Annotated in this window: 17 protein-coding genes and 1 pseudogene; 6 read left to right on the forward strand and 12 right to left on the reverse strand. The window is 33.6% G+C overall.

What is annotated here, in order from left to right; genetic code table 11:
• Positions 1-124: 124 nt before the first annotated feature.
• Together SNE38_RS12605 and SNE38_RS12610 are read right to left on the reverse strand one after the other, a co-directional pair.
• The gene (locus SNE38_RS12605) at positions 125-1,675 is read right to left on the reverse strand and encodes a solute symporter family protein (protein ID WP_336046612.1); all 1,551 of its coding nucleotides are present in this window, start codon (positions 1,673-1,675) and stop codon (positions 125-127) included.
• A complete protein-coding gene (locus tag SNE38_RS12610) occupies positions 1,672-2,016 on the reverse strand; it encodes a DUF485 domain-containing protein (RefSeq protein WP_456242980.1) in 345 nt (114 codons plus the stop codon). Before SNE38_RS12610 ends, SNE38_RS12605 begins: the two co-directional genes overlap by 4 nt.
• Before the next feature lie 553 nt (positions 2,017-2,569).
• On the opposite strand from SNE38_RS12610, the gene SNE38_RS12615 reads away from it, so the two are divergent.
• The 3 genes from SNE38_RS12615 to SNE38_RS12625 all read left to right on the forward strand — a co-directional run bounded on the left by SNE38_RS12615 (position 2,570) and on the right by SNE38_RS12625 (position 5,145).
• On the forward strand, positions 2,570-3,088 hold the full coding sequence (locus tag SNE38_RS12615) for a GNAT family N-acetyltransferase (RefSeq protein ID WP_191703400.1): 519 nt from the start codon (positions 2,570-2,572) through the stop codon (positions 3,086-3,088).
• A 10-nt stretch (positions 3,089-3,098) separates the two neighbouring features.
• Positions 3,099-4,616, forward strand: a complete 1,518-nt coding sequence (locus SNE38_RS12620; protein WP_336046613.1) for a transglutaminase domain-containing protein — start codon at positions 3,099-3,101, stop codon at positions 4,614-4,616.
• A 76-nt stretch (positions 4,617-4,692) separates the two neighbouring features.
• Complete coding sequence (locus SNE38_RS12625; protein WP_336046614.1) at positions 4,693-5,145, forward strand: VOC family protein; 453 nt, start codon at positions 4,693-4,695, stop codon at positions 5,143-5,145.
• 633 nt (positions 5,146-5,778) lie between these two features.
• On the opposite strand, the gene SNE38_RS12630 is transcribed toward SNE38_RS12625, so the two are convergent.
• Positions 5,779-6,990, reverse strand: coding sequence for an ABC transporter permease (locus tag SNE38_RS12630; RefSeq protein WP_336046615.1), 1,212 nt, complete (start codon positions 6,988-6,990; stop codon positions 5,779-5,781).
• A 297-nt stretch (positions 6,991-7,287) separates the two neighbouring features.
• Here SNE38_RS12630 and SNE38_RS12635 point away from each other — a divergent pair, with 297 nt between their 5' ends.
• Positions 7,288-8,499 carry an ABC transporter permease gene (locus tag SNE38_RS12635; RefSeq protein WP_336046616.1) on the forward strand — a complete coding sequence of 404 codons (1,212 nt, stop codon included), beginning with the start codon at positions 7,288-7,290 and terminating at the stop codon, positions 8,497-8,499.
• Positions 8,500-8,632: 133 nt separating this feature from the next.
• Here SNE38_RS12635 and SNE38_RS12640 read toward each other — a convergent pair.
• The 5 genes and pseudogenes from SNE38_RS12640 to SNE38_RS12660 all read right to left on the reverse strand — a co-directional run.
• Positions 8,633-9,121: pseudogene (locus tag SNE38_RS12640) on the reverse strand (histidine phosphatase family protein); the annotation flags it as partial.
• Between the two features lie 89 nt (positions 9,122-9,210).
• Entirely contained in the window at positions 9,211-9,546 is a 336-nt protein-coding gene (locus SNE38_RS12645) for a hypothetical protein (protein ID WP_191703395.1), read from the reverse strand.
• 122 nt (positions 9,547-9,668) lie between these two features.
• Complete coding sequence (locus tag SNE38_RS12650; protein WP_191703394.1) at positions 9,669-10,016, reverse strand: DUF4260 domain-containing protein; 348 nt, start codon at positions 10,014-10,016, stop codon at positions 9,669-9,671.
• 199 nt (positions 10,017-10,215) lie between these two features.
• Positions 10,216-10,755, reverse strand: a complete 540-nt coding sequence (locus SNE38_RS12655; RefSeq protein WP_191703393.1) for an ATP-dependent exonuclease — start codon at positions 10,753-10,755, stop codon at positions 10,216-10,218.
• 279 nt (positions 10,756-11,034) lie between these two features.
• Positions 11,035-11,409 carry an rRNA methyltransferase gene (locus SNE38_RS12660; protein WP_191703392.1) on the reverse strand — a complete coding sequence of 125 codons (375 nt, stop codon included), beginning with the start codon at positions 11,407-11,409 and terminating at the stop codon, positions 11,035-11,037.
• A gap of 507 nt (positions 11,410-11,916) precedes the next feature.
• Here SNE38_RS12660 and SNE38_RS12665 point away from each other — a divergent pair.
• A complete protein-coding gene (locus tag SNE38_RS12665; protein ID WP_191703391.1) occupies positions 11,917-13,293 on the forward strand; it encodes a nucleoside-diphosphate sugar epimerase in 1,377 nt (458 codons plus the stop codon).
• Between the two features lie 67 nt (positions 13,294-13,360).
• On the opposite strand, the gene SNE38_RS12670 is transcribed toward SNE38_RS12665, so the two are convergent.
• The 3 genes from SNE38_RS12670 to SNE38_RS12680 form a co-directional block, all read right to left on the reverse strand.
• On the reverse strand, positions 13,361-15,061 hold the full coding sequence (locus SNE38_RS12670) for a putative bifunctional diguanylate cyclase/phosphodiesterase (protein ID WP_336046617.1): 1,701 nt from the start codon (positions 15,059-15,061) through the stop codon (positions 13,361-13,363).
• Positions 15,062-15,453: 392 nt separating this feature from the next.
• Positions 15,454-15,606: a transcriptional regulator gene (locus SNE38_RS12675; protein WP_336046618.1), complete on the reverse strand. Its 153-nt coding sequence runs from the start codon at positions 15,604-15,606 to the stop codon at positions 15,454-15,456.
• A 148-nt stretch (positions 15,607-15,754) separates the two neighbouring features.
• Complete coding sequence (locus tag SNE38_RS12680) at positions 15,755-16,696, reverse strand: tyrosine recombinase XerC (RefSeq protein ID WP_191703388.1); 942 nt, start codon at positions 16,694-16,696, stop codon at positions 15,755-15,757.
• Between the two features lie 274 nt (positions 16,697-16,970).
• Between SNE38_RS12680 and SNE38_RS12685 the strand changes: the two genes are divergently transcribed.
• A complete protein-coding gene (locus SNE38_RS12685; protein ID WP_336046619.1) occupies positions 16,971-18,383 on the forward strand; it encodes a sugar phosphate isomerase in 1,413 nt (470 codons plus the stop codon).
• Between the two features lie 193 nt (positions 18,384-18,576).
• On the opposite strand, the gene SNE38_RS12690 is transcribed toward SNE38_RS12685, so the two are convergent.
• Entirely contained in the window at positions 18,577-18,981 is a 405-nt protein-coding gene (locus tag SNE38_RS12690; protein ID WP_191703386.1) for a hypothetical protein, read from the reverse strand.
• Between the last annotated feature and the right edge of the window lie 72 nt (positions 18,982-19,053).

The raw sequence follows: 19,053 nt of genomic DNA on the forward strand, positions 1-19,053 counted from the left end.
CAAAATATTCTTTTTAGTTTATTCAGAAAATTATATTTATAAAGTAGAAAGCATAAAAAATAAGAAAACTGCTCGAAAATGTTGAAATTTCGAGACAGTTTTCTATTAAATATTTATTTAAATACTAATGTGAAACATCCTGTACAGAAATACCAGTATGTGCTTTCACGCGGATTTCTTTATAAATACGTTCTGCTTCCAACTGTTCTACTTTATTTGCCGTTAATATAGATCCTAAATAACCGGCAATGAAGCTGAGTGGTATTGTAATAATTGCTGGTACAGCCAAGTTTACAAGTGGCTCTCCTACGAAAATAGCATTACCAGTAGGGCTCCAAATGTTTGGTCCAAGTGCACCCAATACTAAACAGGAAACTAGACCTGTTACCATCGCAGCAACTGCACCATTGGCATTGAACTTTTTCCAGTAGATTGTGTAAAGAATAACCGGTAAGTTTGCAGAAGCACCAATACAGAAAGCAAATGACACTAAGAATGATACGTTTAAGCTTTGTGCAAATAATGCTAATACAATAGAAACTACCGCAATTGAAATAGAACCGATTCGAGCAGCTAATACTTGCTGTTTCTCTGTTAATTTACCATCATTTAAGATTTCACCGTAAATATCATGTGAAATGGCAGAAGCACCTGTTAATACTAGTCCAGATACTACAGCTAAAATTGTCGCAAAGGCAACGGCACAAATAAATGATAATAAAATATTGCCGCCTAAGAACTCAGCTAATAGTGGTGCAGCTGTATTACCTGCAGAATTTTCCGCTATAATGGCATCAAATCCTACGAAATGCATCGCACCAAAGCCTAAGAAAATCGTTAACGAGAAGAAAATTGCTGTGATCCAAGTAGTCCAAGAGATTGATTGACGTGCTGTTTTAGCATCCTTAACCGTGAAGAATCGCATTAAAATATGCGGTAAACCTGATGTACCTAACACTAATGCAAGCATCATGGAAACCGAATCAATTGTCGAAGTATATTTAACGCCAGGAACTAAATACTGATCCCCGTAATTTGTACTTACTGTATCAAACATTTTCACTAAATTAAAATCAAACTTGGCAAATACTAAAAATGCCAACAATGTTGTACCGAATAATAATAGACCTGCTTTAATAATCTGAACCCAGCTAGTCGCTGTCATTCCACCGAATAATACGTATGTAGTCATCATAACTCCAACAATAAGAACGGCCAACCAATACTCAATACCGAATAACAGTTTAATTAATGCACCTGCACCTACTAACTGTGCAATCATATATAAAATTACGATAATAATAGTACCTGTCGCAGCAACCCCACGAATTCGCTTTTCATTGAAACGTGCTGTCAGCATATCCGCTAAAGTGTATCGACCTAAATTACGCATAGGTTCTGCAATTATATATAGAAGAACTAAATTTGCTACTACATATCCGACAGAGAAGAAGAAGCCATCAAAGCCCGTTAATGCAATGGCACCGGATACCCCTAAAAACGCAGCTGCCGATAAATAGTCCCCAGCAATAGCAAATCCGTTTTGCCAACCTTTTAACCCACCACCGGCTGTGTAGAAATCACTTGCAGATGAAGTTCTTTTTGCTGCAATATATGTAACGATTAATGTTAAACCGACAATCCCTAGAAAGAAACCTGCTGACACTAAGTTCATTGTTGCGCACCTGCCTTTTTATATTCCTGTAAAACAGCAGCTGCAGTTTTATCAAACTTTGCTGCCATGTTTACGTAAAGTGTACAAAGCACGATTGTCATAATAAATAGGGCAAGTGAATAAACCCAAACCCATGTTATACTACCAATCGCTTTCTGTTGTAACACAGGTGTGAACGCCAAAACCGGTAATAAAATGTAAAATGTCAAAAATGTTATAGTTATACCGAATAAAAATGTGTTTTTCTTCTTTACAAATTGATTGAATGTTTCCATACGTTCGATTGCATCATAGTTGATTGCATCGTGTTTCGCTGAGTATTTCTCCCCTGAATTGCTCAACGTAATTCCCCCTTACGAATTATTATTCTGTTTTAAACGGAATATTACTTTTTGAAACCGTTAATAGTACTCATTGTAAGAGGGAATACTTTATAATGCAATAATAATTTTTCTGAATAATTAAAATTAGAGGACCTTGTATGAAGTAGAATTAATACGTTATTTGAAGAAAATTCAAGTCGTTTTATGTAAAAATATATTGATGAATTATTATTTCAAATTCATAATCAACAAAAAACAAATGTTAAAAAGAAAAATATATACATAAAGCAAGATATTACATTTCGTTACTCTAATATAATAGATGGTGTTGAATAAAATGGAGAGGGTTTAGTGTGTACTATAACAACAATAAAATGATAAAATTTTGATATTGATGAAAATAAAAAAATTTCTTTTCATAGTGATGTTATGATTAGAGCAGTAGTTTTAAAAAATAAGCCTCTTATTGAACATGGAGAAGAATTAAAATGATAAATATTTGATATCAACTTTATAATATCCCGTGTTTTTTTAAACGTCGAGCAAATAAATGTTAAAAGGATGGTAAAGTATGTTAAATCTTCAAACTGAACGATTACGTTTTGAACAATATACTTTGGAAGATGTAGAAGTTGTAACAGCACTTGTAACGGATGCGCGGGTTATGCAGTTTATCGGAGACGGTAACGTAAAAGATCAAGCTTATGCCAAGCATTTAATTGAACGCATGCTAGAACAATACAGAAACTTTGGTGATTATGGTTTACATAAATTGATCCATAAAGAAACAGGGGAATTCATAGGGCATGCAGGATTGGTTGCACAGATTATTGATGATGCTTTCGAGATGGAGCTTGGCTACTGGATAGCACCAGCTTATTGGCAGCAAGGGTATGGGTTTGAAGCAGCGCGCGCATTAAAGGGCTATGCAGATGAAGAGATGTATTTAGAACGGTATGTATCGGCAATTCAGGTAGGGAATACAGGCTCAAAGCAAATCGCCCTTAAAAATGGAATGAAGCTAGAAAAGGTGATTACGATGGAAGGTAAGTCTGTTGAAATTTATGTACTTGAAAATGAAATTGAATGAGGAATCAAACGTGAAAAGTTATTTTATAAGTTATGAAGCATTTAAACAAAAAGGAGGATCCATTAAAACAACGACAATTACGTATGAAGAGCTGCTTGCAGTGTTAACAATGCATATGGAACGTTTAGATAAACAGTTTTCACTGATTATTAATGGACACCTGCCAAAGCCATTACATCAAATCCTAGATGATGCATTTGAACAAAGTCATTTATATAAGGCATTTTATACACAGCATTGTGCTAATCGTAGTTATCGTTATCGCAGTTTGTCCAAAAATCGTGTGAAGGTGGATTTTACACTAAGTTATCGTATGAATCGAAAAGATGAAAAACAGATGCTTGAAGAAGTTGAATCGGTGCTTCAGCATATTACTACACCTAACATGTCATCACTTCAAAAGGTGATCGCGGTACATGATTATATTGTCAGAACGTATAGCTATGAACTTCATACAAAAGGTTCTCCATTTTCAGTAGCTACGTTTATGAAAGAAAAGCGCGGAGTTTGTATGGCGTATGCGTTGTTATTTGAAAAGATGATGGAAGTGTTACAGATTCCTTGTCATTATGTAATAGGGAAGGCTGATGGGGAAGGTGATGCCGGTCATGCGTGGAATATGGTGGAGATTGACGGGCAATGGTATCACATTGATGTAACTTGGGATGATATTGGCCATGTGTTTGAACATCATGAAATTCGATATCGTTATTTTTTATTAACTGATGAACAAATTGCCAAAAATCATCAATTGGACCTTGATCTGTATCCACCTTGTACGAGTGAACGGTTTAACGCGATGCATCATTTGTATGATGTGTGCATTGCTGGTGATCTGCTTATTTATCCGCATTCTAAAACTGCTTATTTAACGGCGATGGATCCTGAAACATTGCAAACTAAAAAGCTTGCTGACATTCGTGTTCAATATTGTACGTATGCGAATGGGCTTGTGTATATGGTTAATCATTCTGATGGGGCTACACTTTATACATTTGATGTAGAAACGACTGAATTAACGAAATGTAGTAAGGATCAGATACATGCGATTAAAAAGACGTCTAGTGAGGTTGTAGTGATGTATGCTAATGGGAAACAGGAAATGTTTGAAATTGATACGGGTACGGATGATTCTGAACGTGCTGAACAAACGCCTGAATTTGATGAAGCGCGGTATACGATCGTTTCTATGATGTCGCTTGGTGATAGCTACCTTGCAACTTTTAATAGTGAAACGGATGATATACCGGCATTTAAAAGCGCGGATGGAGTGGAATTGTACATCAATGAGCCAATCCGGCAACTGACAGTGTCGCTGGAGTTGAATAAAGGCATACAGTTGCAAATGACAACAAACCGCAAACAGGTTCAATTTAAGAAATCAGCAAAATTAGTCCTGCCATTATCCTATATAGAGCTATATATCCCAGTTATCGAAAAACAATTGGACAAGAAAGTTACTGTTTTTGACAAAAGTATTAGTATTGATGTTTCCCGTAGCTTGCTGATACAAATCAAAAATAAATAGCTATTGTCGAATGAAGAAAGGATTTTTAGAAAATGTTGAAATACAATATTAAATGTATCAAAAGCGGGGGATAACTATGAATAGATTAAATCTTATAACACTTGGTACAAACGATATTGTAAAATCACACAATTTTTTTAAAAGTCTTGGATTCCAAACATCGATCAGAGGAACCGAATCCAACCCTGCCATTATTTTCTTCAAAAATGAAGGTACTAGAATTGCATTGTATCCAATGAAGGAACTAGTAAAAGACATTAATAAAGATAATCTGCCAGCTATACCAGGTGGATTTGCAGGAATCACACTGGCTTATAATGCTAAATCAATTGAAGAAGTTGATGAAATAATCAATAAAGCCAAATCTGCTGGTGCAACCATTCAAAAAGAGCCTAAAAATACTGATTGGGGCGGTTACGGTGGATACTTCACAGACCTAGACGGCTATTATTGGGAAGTTGCTTACGGTGAAGATTGGGAATTCGACGAATCAAATATGTTAGTTATTAAAGATCAGCAAGCAACTTGATGAAAATGATCGAGAAAGTTTGTTCCAACAGCTTGAAGTTCTATAACTTTATTTTTAAATTAAGTTAACTAGATTTTAGAGTGTTGCTGCACATAAATTGCAAGTTAGATTTAATTGCTTAAAAAAGCATATACAATTAAAAATTTAATTAAATAAAAAATACCTTGAGTTAGCTGGATTTAGACTTAAAATAAATTCAACTAATTCAAGGCTTAATTTTGCATTCCGTCTCACTGTTATAAGTATACTTTTGAAACGATACCTAACTTCCTATAATATATATTATGACCGTGTCCCTAAAGTGGATTTGACTTATATGTCCTTCTGATTCCCTCAGGTAACTTCTAACTTTATACATGGACAAGAAAGTCTGGTCTTTGATGTTTAATACCAATTCCTCTTCAATTTTAATGTTTAAATCGAAAAATTTATAGAGCTTGATATAAAAAACTAGAGAACTTCTTGTCCATTTACAACAAGACTTCTTGCTTTCTTTTTAGACAACCAACAAGTCCTGTCTATTAAACATTGCTTTTAATTAAATATTTGATATAGCATTCATTTCTTTTTTTAATCTAACCCTCATTATCATTAAATATTCATTTGATTGACGGATTCAACGAAGTGTTCCGCTTATTTTATAAGCTTGTATCGTTTATTTGTTGTAATAAAGAACATGGAAATAATTATTACGACTACTATTGTGACCAATAATTGTAAGGCTAATCCCCAATCTAAATAATTATTAAGGTAATAGAAATTTCGCTGTTTAGATATGATTTGTCCCACTTGAATATATGACGTCGGAAAGTTTTGTACATCCCAGAAATTCCCCACCTTACGGCTGAAATAAATATTTTCTCCAAAAATAAGTAGTAAGCCAGCAAATAAGTTAACCATTTCTTGACGAAATATAAGACTTAATAAAACCGCGCCACTTATAATGACAATAATCCATACAAAAAGTAAAATGGCTGATTTCGATAAAAATTGAGATAATGTCATCATTTCAAATTTGCCATCTTTTAAGTATTCTAAATGAGCTGCATATTCTGGCGATGGTAAATGGAGATGTCCAAAGCTATTTTGGAAGCCTATAACAAGGAAACCTAATCCTAATGGAACAAGTAAAGCACAGGAACCTATAAACACGACAATCATTTTGACAAGCAGCTTTCTCCAGTCATTTATAGGAATTCCTTTTATAATGGATGAATGTCGTCGATCTTTAGTTACGATATCTACAGCCAAAAGCAAGACACAAACAAATAGGATGATTGGTAGAATTTCTTTTAAAAGTCGTTCCAATGTTTGAAATGCTGTCCTTTGTTCAAATGCATCAATAGTTAAATCATAATCTGCTTTCGAATAAGCATCATAGCGAGCCGCTTGCTCTAAATAAGCATAAAAGGCATCTTCATCAGCATACCCTTTATTGTTAATAAAGTACTTAGGGTTATATGAAAATAATTCATTTCTATATGTAGTGGCGTTCGTTATATAATACCAATCACGCGTCAATTCAGCATATTTTGTTAAATCCCCTTCTTCTAAAGCGTCTAATCTTCCTTTATCGATAGGATTAATGGCTTTAAAGACATCGATCGCATACAGTAAAGAAGGATGTGCGCCATTTAAATCCTGCCCTTCGATTCCATCCAGAAACTCCTGACGCGTTAAATAACGTGCCTCAATTTCATTCTCGCTTACACTTTCTATTGGATCATAATTAGGGACTATTTGAAATACATAATAAAGTGTCGCAAAAGTAAGTAGAAAATAGATTGCTAAATTTTTTATATTTGAAAAAAATTGCTTGAACTCGAATTTAAAATAACTCCACACTAAGCCAATTCCCCCTACCCTCTACTCATTTTTTCAGTATTCTAACCAACAGATCCTGAAAGATTACCCAATCCATTTACAGGAAAAGGGCTCAATCACAATGAAGAATCATTTTAAATTCAACTGTAATTTATACATAATATACCATATATTTGTAAAATTTCGAAACTTTGATTATTCTATTAATTATAACAACATTATAAAAATAAATAAGTGTGTATTTAACACAACAGAAAAGTGACTTTGCCTTACCTACTACATAGCGTTTAGTTGGTTTAGCATCTTAAGGGGAACATTATGCGAGAATATTTAAAAATAGAATTTAAGCACTTTTTTATGAATAAGAAAAACATATTCATCTACATTCTTTTAACGTTTGCTGTGTTTTTTTATGCGTATAAAGTAGCCCCTGCCTATGATCCGATAGAAAAGGTAGATCGTGAAGAAATCGAAGCGCGTTATTTAACACGACAAGAGTTTATTGATAGCATAGAGAAACGAGATTATGAAGATATTCATCCTATGACAATACAGGCCTACCATATGTTCAGTGAAGTCAATCCATTAGACAAAGCTAGATTAGACACACTTGATACAGGTGATTTGAAAAAATATGCTCAGGTAACGAGCGAATGGTATTTTATCACAAATTATATGACTTATTACAATGAGCATATCTCGTACAACTCACGCTATTATATGAAACAACGAGAATTGGCATTTGATCGTGGCTTTTATAATTCGTTAGAGCAATATGCACGTTACGGGGCTTATGCCAAAGCAGATTATGAGCTATCCATTAACCAGTTTGAACAACGCACAGCATTACAAACTGCTGAGCGCTTATTAAACGGCCCATTGCCAATTATATTAATTACTTGTGCCTTACTATTAGCAATCGATGTTGTGTTGAAAGACCGCCTTCATCCTTCTGTTTTAAAGGGCTTTCCTTTAACAGATTGGAAAAAGCTGCTTTCGAAAATGTTCGTTGCTTATATTGGCAGTCTGGCATTGTTTCTTCCGTTAATTGTGGGCTTTGTTATAATCGGTGTGCGGTCAGGCTTTGGTCATTTTCAGCTACCGTCTCCCGTATTTACAAACATATCGGAATGGCAACAAGTAGGCAGTTTTGACATGATGACACTCGGTACATTTTTAGCACAATCACTTGCACTTATTTTGATGTGGTTCCTCGTTGTTATTGCGCTTGTAATACTGTGCAGCGTGTTATTCCGTCATGAAATGGTGAATTTAGCTGTCGGTACCCTTTTAATTTTTGGTGAAAGATTTTATATGAGCCGTAATGTCGGTTATTTTTGGGATATTGAAAACTTACCAACATCTTATATTCAAGTTGGAAAAATCGTTTCTAAACAACACAACTTTTTCTTAGCAAGCGAATCATTAGATTATATCTTAGGGCTACAATTATTAGCGATATTATTTGCTATTGTACTTATTATTACTCTGCTCATTGCAAAAAATAAACGCTTTATGCTCATAAAGTAAAAATTAGAGAACTAAAGTCATAGTGAAAAAAACTGCACTTACATTTGTTAGATTCAAACAAGTGTAAGTGCAGTTTAATTTTTCAAATCAGTTTGGAATATAAATAATTAGCTTATCAGGATTCATTTGATATTTAACCTTCTTCCCATAACCTAACAGTATTTAGTAATTGATTGCTTTCACTAATAGTTAGCTTATAAATGTCAGGTTTTGTTGTAGACTTCCAAAAATTAAAATCAAATGTACTATCGAAGTGATGCATAATATTCGACATTATATTTCCATGAATTCCTATGACAATCTTTTTCCCTTTATATTTATGTAATAGTTCATTTAGAGCTGCAAGACCGCGCTCCTTCACCTCATTACTTGATTCCCCGCCCGGATAAGAAAAATTTGGATTTTCCATTGAATATTTAAACGCTTCTATTGGATCCTCAAATATGTAGTCGGTAGCAGCTAAACAACCTTCTCTAAAACGGTAATCCTTTTCGATTTCTTTATTAATCAATTTTGATAAACCTTCTACAGTTTGAATTGCTCTTACATATGAGCTGGATACGATATAATCAATGGATTCTGAACTTAGTATTTCTTTTACTTTTTCAGCATCGTTTCTACCTTTATCAGATAAGCCTCCTGTATCTCCCTTTCATGTTCAAAAAGCCATACACTCTTTTTTAACACTTAAAGTTCCCTTCATTACACATTTCAATCTCCAACTATTATTTTCGCAAATGTAGATGGAAAAAACACTACTTCATATTGTCCTTCTAGCGTCTGCTTCACTTTTTTTGTCAGTTCAGCACCACGATCATTATGCTGTTGCTCCAGCAAAACACCATTTGGCACAATGCCGTCGTTTTCCCAGTCAATCCATTTACCATAGTCATATATCCATTCCTGCAGATCCTGCTTCAATCCTTTTGATAATGAAAAATCATCTATATCTAAATTTGTAAGACATCGGTCACACCATAATGGGTCAGCACTAATATCTGCCTGCACTCTTAGTTTTTTTAATTTATGACTTCCACAATATTGCATAGGTGAAATCTCTCCTTTTTACTTGATTTCTCATCCTAAATTATAGGCTTAAATTAAACATATATTAGGTTGTTATGGTGAATAATGGTGTAATTTGAATGGAGGAGGTGTTACGTACCCCCTCAAACACGATTAAGATGAGTATCTTGAAATTTTGTTGGATATTTCAATCCAAGACCAAACATTCTATCCATCCCGATATGGGCTATCCAAATTAGGCAAATCATTATAATGCTATCGTTATGTATTAAGAATCCGCATATCATTAATATTAATGGGATCGAGTATGTATGAAAAAGATTATACAGTATTGAACCAACCTTAACGTTTTTTATGTAACCAATTGCTGAAATGTCTGGAGCTAACAATAAAACTAGAAAAATGCTCCAACTAAATTGCAGATAGAAGTAAAAATAAACGCTTAAAACAAAAACAGCTAACCCCTCCAATTGCAAAATAAATTTATTCAAATACGCCATCATCCCTTAGAATTAGTAGTGTAAGCAATCATTCTCCTCAATATGCACTCTGGTTGTATTGAGTATAGATAAGCAATTTAAAAGTAAAAAAGTTTAGCATCAAACAAAGGGCTAAACTTTTATTGTACTTATTTAATTTATATATTTACTTAACGCTGAATTCCCGAACTATTCCACAAGCCAATGTCTTCTATTTCTTCTCATACTCATCATAAGGGACATTTTTCTTGTTGGCCATTTGATAAATGAAAATCGAAGCCATTTCCTTATCTTCTTTAACGACAAGCTCGTTCCCCACTTTATCGGTAAACTTATAGTTACCAATTGCTCCTGGTACATATTCTAGTGCAACTTTATCGATTACATCCCATTCCATTTTCTGCGAACCAATTAATTGTTTTTTATACACGACATTCTCATTAATAGCTGTATATGTTTCTGTTGAACTATATAAAGTAACAAATCCTAGAATTAAAACTCCAAAACTTACAATGTATGTGATTGTTTGACGCTTCCAGCTCAGTAGTGTAAATCCAGCAGCTAAAATTGCAAAACCAGTCAAAATAATCATTACATTCGTTTTAAATGAATAAATATAAAAGTTTGAGCGATCTGTTAAAAATAAATCCGGAACGGTCATTGGGACAAATATAGCAAATAGTGGTGAAATAATTAAACACGTAATCGCAAGCAATGCAAAAATTAATCTAGGTGAATATTTTTTTAACATGGTCTTCCCCCTTAAAGCTTCTCCATCTTTTTCACGGTCTATAAAAAATATATTATTCTTTAAAGCTAAACAAATCTAAATCATTCCGTTTGATTAAAACGATTTAGGATGTAATGCGCAATCCATCGCAGCATATTTAGTATAAAATGAATTGTAAAATTTTTCAATATTTTCAATAAATATTAATTGTATAATTAGGTTTTTTACTTCAAATATTTGCTTGAAACAGAAAAAAACCAATATCAAATTGACATTGGTTAAAGGTTTTAAGTTTGAGGTCTAAATTTCTACGCGATATCTCCAATGCGAATGCTTTACGTCTTCAAAGTTAATATAGGCTACGCTCGCTTCAATGACATCATTTAAATTGAGCTCATGCTTTTTTGCAAAGTTTTTTAGGCTCTCAAGCAATTCTTTGTCACATGTCGTCCGAAATTCAGTCCGGTCTTTCGGGCGGTTCTGTTTATTGAATACAATAGTTTCAGTTTCTATTATATTGCTATAACCATTTTCGAGTAAATAGCCAATGTGGGTATCGTATTTTTCGGCCAATTGTTTTAAGTTATTTAAAATTTCCGCGCTTATACGTGTTTTATATCGAACTCTTGTTTCATCCGTTGTTTGCATGAGCTTACCATTATGTAACTTCCACATTGTCATTCTCCTATCGAATTATATAGATATTTATATTATATCCAATGCTGGGCAAAATAAAACACCCCTTATATGATAAGGAGTGTAGAACGTAAAGTTGCGATCGGATAATGCATATTAAGTTGTAAAGGTTTACTTACGATAGTTTAACTTTAAATACTACGTGTGAGCCGAAATTTTCAATGGTATATCTCAATTCGCGTATGCATTTCGCTCGCTTAAATCTGGTTGGCATCTTTCGAGAATCTTCGTTAAAGCATTTGGTACATTAATTGCCAGTAACACTTTTGTAAATATTACTAAAAAACGCATACAACGAAGGTAATAGAAATCATAATATTATCTAATCTAAACTAGTGGTTAATAATTTACTCTTCTTTTCGATGATCGCAACTTTACTTGTTAGTAATATACCACCGATATAAATAATTAAACCTCTTTTTGACACTTTTTCTTTCAATTTTTTGGTGTTTCGAGTATATAATGAATGAACGGGGGTGTCTTATAATGATTAAAATAAAGAAAATAGAATTTATGAAAGTGCTTTATGATGATGCATTGGCACAAAATATATTTTCTATTGCTAATATTACTTTTTCAAACCGAAATCCAATTCATGGTGCCCTCCTCTACTGGCAGCAAAATCAATCCGAAGAACTATATACCAAAGAAGGCGACTATAAGTTTTTTTATGATTTAGCAAAAGCTCAATATTTTGCAGCAGTAAAATTTCCGAAAGACTGTAATTTAACTCGCGACGAGCGCCAGGAACTTGCTTATTTACTATTGGAAGAGCGTGGAGCAATCGGAACCTACAGCTTTGTTTCAACAAAGCCAAAGAAGCTCATACATGTTAAAGATGCTTTCGAGTCTATCAATTTTCCGGCTGATTTTTCGGTAACGGATTTTAATAATATTTCAGTGTTAAAAAAAATCGAATCGCATGATGAAACACTTTATGAAGAGCTGCCTTATGACCGTTCATTTCTGGAAACCTATTTAGAATGGTGCCGATTAGCGGTGCAAAAGCATCCTTCTAAACTGACAGCCTATTTGCAATACCTACCATTTTCTTATATTTGTTACAGCAATGCTTTGTTATCAGAGCAATTTTTAATCGATTATTTACCAGAAGTTGATTTGGAAGCACTTCAATATAATAAGCCAGTACTTGCAAGGCTTACGATGTCATTTAAACGTTATTTAATAACGACTTTAATGGAAAATAAAAAGCGCATTCACCCTGATTTTGTCGATCAATTGGATGATTTTATTGAAAGCAATGCTTTTTACAGCTCCTATGATGTCGTATACCTTCCGGAGGCTGATGAGATTCCGGATATGGATTTACAGTATTTCGAATATGACCGCGGACCGTATAAATGGCCTGGTAGTGAACACCTCGTAAAAGGTATTCCGTCGCTTGTGAGCCAGCAGTATAATTGCTACGGTGATAAACGTTTAACAAATACTGAAATGGACAAAAAATTAAAGTCCTATAATGCACAGCAAAAGCAATTATTTATGGCCATTGCCGAACCTCACTGGTTAAACAAATACCGGAATGAGCTGGATTGGTCATACATTTGCCAATATAATGTACATTTAAATGAACAGTTTTTAACTGCCCATATTCAATATATTGATTTTGACGCACTAGGGCTTAATACAGATATTGCAGTTAACGTCGAATTCTTATCTACGTATTTACACCGTTTTAACCATCAAAAAGCGGTACCGTTAATTATTTGTCATTTAACTGAGCAGTTTTATTTAACACATAAAGATGAGATTAAAGTTGATATTGATTTACTGTACAAATATATGGATTGTATCGATGAAGAGGAATTTTTAAGGATTGAAAATTATTTAATCGACTATTAGAAGATAGATTCATAAAATTAGGGGGTGGATAAAAGTTAATTGACTTTTATCCACCTCCGTTTTATTGCTATACATTTTGAATTTGTTTCGTGAAGTCTTTGTAGTTTAATAGATTATTAAAATAAAGCCCCTGCCCATACTGACAATTAAGCTCCTTTAAAATAGCAAAATCTTCCCCATTTTCTATATTATTAGCTACTACCTCTAATTCCAGGACACTTGCTAAGGAAATAATGGCAGCTACCATTTTCGCATTTGCCGGTACTAAATTTAATTCATGTGTAAATGAGCGATCTATTTTTAAAGTACTAATTGGAATCTCTCTTAAATAGTTTAAAGATGAATACCCTGTACCGAAATCATCTATTGAAATCGTAATACCTCTATCATGAAGTTGGTTAATTATATCGATGAGCTGGATATCTTTATCGAGCATACCGAGTTCTGATATTTCAATTTCTAAATAATTCGGTGCTAAATTTGATTGTTCAAGCATTAGTGTCAAATCGGTAATGAAATTTGGTTCTTTAATCGTCTCGATAGAAAGATTGATAGCGATTTTGAAGCTGTCATCTACAAAGGGCTTAAATTCCACAAGTTGCATGATAGCATTTCGCAATACCCATTGTTCTATTTGTGGGAGTAAGCCACATTGTAATGCAAAGGGTAAGATTTCTTCCTGCTTCATAACGCCAATTTCTTCATCAACCCAATGAACAATCACTTCAGCCCCGATTATATCATTTTTATGTAATTGGTAAATGGGATCATAATGCAAAACGAATTTATTTTCACGCAATGCTTTATGCAGTTTTGTTTCCAGAACTAAAAACTGATCATTCGTATTCGGCATTTCTTTTTTATAGACTATATAATTGTTTCCTTTTTTAGCTTTTGCAGCATACATCGCAATGTCGGCAGTTTTCAGTAATTTTGCAGCGCTTTCCCCATCTTCAGGATAAATGCTGATGCCTAAACTTACACTTGCATAAAACTCGTAATCCTCTAAAATGAAACTGTCTTTAAATACATTTAATATTTTTGCAGCCATTTCATGTACTAATGTATCATCTTCTAAAATATAGAAAAACTCGTCTCCATTCATTCGATAAAACGAATTGGACTGTATATCGATTTCCTTTAAACGACTTGCTAATTCTATTAAAAACAAATCCCCGATTTTGTGTCCTAAACTATCATTTATGTTTTTAAAACGATTAACATCAAAAAAACATACAGCAAATTGTTTATTATGACGCAAACTCGTTGAAATTTCATGTTCGATTCGTTTCGTCAGGCTACGACGATTTGGTAAACCTGTTAAATCATCATGATATGCAATATGCGCAATCTTTTTGATGTTCTTTTGGGCAGTAATGTCTGTACGAATAGAAATATACCGTTCGGGTTTCCCGTTCTCCCCCACAAATGGAACAATAGTAGTCTTTACCCAATATAATGAACCGTCTTTTGCACGATTACATACCTCGCCCTGCCATGTACCGCCATTTCCTATTGTTCGCCACATTTCTTTGAAAAAAGATTTTGCATGGAAACCGGAATTTAAAATCCGATGGTCTTCTCCGATTAATTCTTCCCAAGAATATTTGGAAATCTCGCAAAACTGATCGTTAACTTTTTGTATAATACCCCGCTGATCGGTTACCGCTACAATTGCTGTTTTATCCAATGCGGCTTTTAAATCAACAAGTTGCTCATATGTAAAATCAATCGAAGTTAGTGCTTTAGAGTCCAATGCTCCATGCATAGAAACCTCTCCATTCTGTTCTTTAGAATAACTATATTTTCTATTGATAAAATTATAAATCTAAATAATATATTTAGCTAACTTTTTATGTAAATGTAATCATTTTAAAGATAGTAAATTATACATAATTCACAAATTTATCATAATTAAATAGACTTAAATTTTCTCTTCTAGTAAATTTCATTGATACTATAGTAACACAATTGAATCTGCCAATAGATAAATATATTTATATTGGAATAATAATACAAAAAAATAAATCAATCTATATATAAGGATAGACTGATTTATTGGGTGCTATTAAATTGTTACATAATGATTTTGTCATTGTGGTGATTAGCAATTCTTTTACTAATGGAAGGTGAAGGTAGTTCGAAGCTGCCTGTAAGATATTATTTCATCTCCTGTTCAATTGCGTAGTTATAATATGCAAGTAATTGCTGTGGCGAAAGCATATTTACAAAATAACGGAAATTTACTGGCTCAAGTCCAAACTGCTCACACTTCTCTACATATACGGAATAACCTTCTTCATAATGGATCATAATCCATCCTCCTTTGTACTATAACAGTTTTTGATTTATGAATTAACTATATAACAGATTAGTTATTAATGTCAACGAATTTTCTCAATTTAAGCAAATAAAAAAACTACAATAAAGATCTTGTAGTTTAGTTGACATAATATAATTATTATAAATTATTGAAAGGATTGTTTTTTAGTACTTCCTGTATTTGCTCATCTTCTATATGTGTATAAATTTGAGTGGTCGCAACACTTGAGTGCCCCAATATGTGCTGTAGGCTTCGTATATCTGCCCCCGCTTTATACATCATCGTTGCAGAAGTATGACGCAGCTTATGCGGTGTTAATCGGTCTTTTGGTGATTCGCTATTTGCATTAATAGCCTTTACGATGCGGGCAATGGATTGTCTGGCAAACCGAGTTCCCTTTTGTGAAACGAATAATGGTTCTTTCCCATCACCTTTATATGTATTACGTTCTAGTAAATATTTTTCCAAAGCTTTCATACAAGCATCATTTAAGTATACTTGGCGCTCTTTGTTCCCTTTACCGATTACGGTTAACTTACGGTCATGAATAGAATCTATATTTAGAGAGCACAATTCCGAAACCCGTATCCCCAGGTTTAAGAAAAATACCATCATGCATTCGTCGCGTGTACTATAGTACTGTCCTTGGACTGCACCGATAAATTCCTTTGCTTCATTATAATTTAAATAAACCGGCGATCTTTTACCGATTTTTGGTGTTTCTAGATGTTCGGCTGGGTTCTCATCAACAAGTCGGCGCTTTCCTTTTAAATATTTGAAAAAAGCTTTCAATGTCGCGACTTTACGTGCGCGGGCAGAAGAAGAATTTCCACGCTGCACTTCACAGTACTCCATAAATAAATATAAATCTTCCAAGGAAACTTCCTTAATCATATCTATTGTTACATCTGAAATATCTATCGTATGTATTAAATCCAATTGTATATCGTGTTCAATGGCTTTTAAAAAGCGCATAAATAAAACTAAATCATATTCATACTCTTTACGGGTTCTTGGGGACTTGCCCGTAATTGTTGTTAAGTAGATTAAAAAATCCCGCAAAAATTTAGGTAGTGGCATTTCCCAATTTCATCCTCTCTTCTCTATTATTATAGCATAAATAATGTTCCCAAATTTATATTTGGGAACATTATTGGATAAAATCGCATAATTAGCATCATTTGTACCTAAAAACAGAACAAACGTTCCTTAAATGTGATTTCGCTCTCAGACGCAGTGAAATTTAATGTTGTGTATAGTTGTCCATCTCAAATCGTCTGAGAGCGTTTTTGAAAATGAGCATTTAGGTTAGGAATTTCGGTTTTCGGGAATGTAGAATCTAGGAGGTGAAACGATGAATTCGCTTAAAACCCATTACGTCTTTTACTATCCATTTAATTATCGTCAATATCATTTTGAAAAATTTGAGCAGCTATTAAAGCAGCATCATTTTTATCATTTTAAAATGGGTTATGAAGATACTCTTTACGGAGAAGATGTCGAAGTTTCTCACCAATTATTAAAGCAATTTTATTACCCCTTTATAGAAGAAAAGCTATTAAATGATGACGTCTCTCATCTCCACTTTAATCGCTACTCGAAAAAGATACAGGGGCAAGGCGTGATGGTAACACAATTCGATGAAATTCCATTTACCTTATTGAGTGCAGATGTCAATTTATGTCCATTCGGTATTGGTATTGCAGCTATAAGAATACAATTGGAAGACGATATTGATGTAAATGCTGCGTTGTCATTTGGGCATTACTTTCGCGTACTACAGCCGAAAATTGATGAAGAACTCGGCGTAACTATCCAATATGAGGATTTTACGTTTGAAAATACGGAGGAATTATTATTTAAGAAGATTGCACCATTTTTAGAAGATTTTTTTGTTGATTATTCAGCCATTCATAAAAATATAAGCAAAATACCGTTTTTTGAAGATGAGCGCATGTATGTAAGTGCTTTTTTTCATTTCGATGAAAATACAAAAATCGATGAATTTCTACTATACCGCGCCGGGCAGCTGAATGGGCGTGATCGTAATGGAGATCCCTATATATCCAGTACGAATGAAGAATATATAAAGCGTTTTATTGATGAACATACTTACCAACGCTGGGCACCGAGATTTTATACAATTACGACATTGCAAGGCCAAATCCAATTAACAAATGTCGATGAAGAAAGTATGAAGAAATATCTCGGGAGTTTTCATTCGATTTCCTATTACACTTTACTTATTCATTATTTTTATAAGCTCATGCTATTGAAGTTAATATTTGAACATAGTGAATTAAAATTTTCAAAGGATAAAGATATAGTCGAGGAATTAATTGAACAAATAACAAAGTTCGCCTCTAGGTATTACTTTACGGAAGTCTCTGTACGTACTGAAGGGAAAGAAATTTCGCAGTATTTCCGGAAGGTGTTTCGTATAGACGGGCTGTATCATGAAACGAAGGAAACGCTAGATGAACTTTATCGGATTCAGGAAGATCGATCCGCTGATAGATTAAACAAGCTAATTTTTATTTTAACTATTTTCAGTATGATTTCCGGTATATATGGAATGAACCTAGTCATTGAAATGTTGGGAGAACCTATCCAACTGTCCGATATAGTGGACTTCACTTTATTTGAATGGATAGCATTAATACTAGCTATGCTGGGGTTATTCACAATGGCAGCTTTAATCATCAATCAGCTGTTCAACTTTACAACTAGCATATACGGAAAAGTACGAAGAAAACGACAGCGGTAAATTAAAAGATGGGATAAAGTAAAAGTCATAAAGACTCTACTCTATCCCATCTTTTTTATTGTTACATCATAAAAAAACGATACAAGAAAAAAACTATAATTAAAAACAAGACTAGTTTCAGTACGCCTTTAAATAGTTTGACAAAAAGCAGGAATGCCCCGATAAATAAGATAATAGTAAGCCAATCCATCTTTTATACAAATAGCGTAATCGTTTCACCGTTACGCTTTACCTTCCAGTTTGATGACAACATATTGCGGATTTCCTGTTCTGTATCTGCTGAAACATTTAATTGCGCTAAGCCATTTCCAGCTTCTAAAAGCTCATACTGATCCTCTGTAATTTGAAAACGCATCCGCAGCAAATTTTTTAGTCCATTAATCGTCATAAACTTCACCTTATAATTCCCTTCAAATGCTTGCTGTAGAAGATTTGTATCTTCATTTAGCAATGTCATGATTGGTTCAAAGTCCATGTTGTAATCATCTTTTAAAATGTGAACTTGATCATTTTCGATATACTGTCTAACTTGTTCGTATGTGTATGGATGTGCTTTTAATACTTCAATTGTATATGCTTCCATCATTGAAATTGCCAAGGCCTTTCCCCCTCTTAATATCATTTTCTTTCTTTAAATATCAAATTGTGTCCGTCTATTTGCTATTGTAGC

This window comes from Solibacillus ferritrahens (assembly GCF_037027585.1).
Classification (GTDB): domain Bacteria; phylum Bacillota; class Bacilli; order Bacillales_A; family Planococcaceae; genus Solibacillus; species Solibacillus ferritrahens.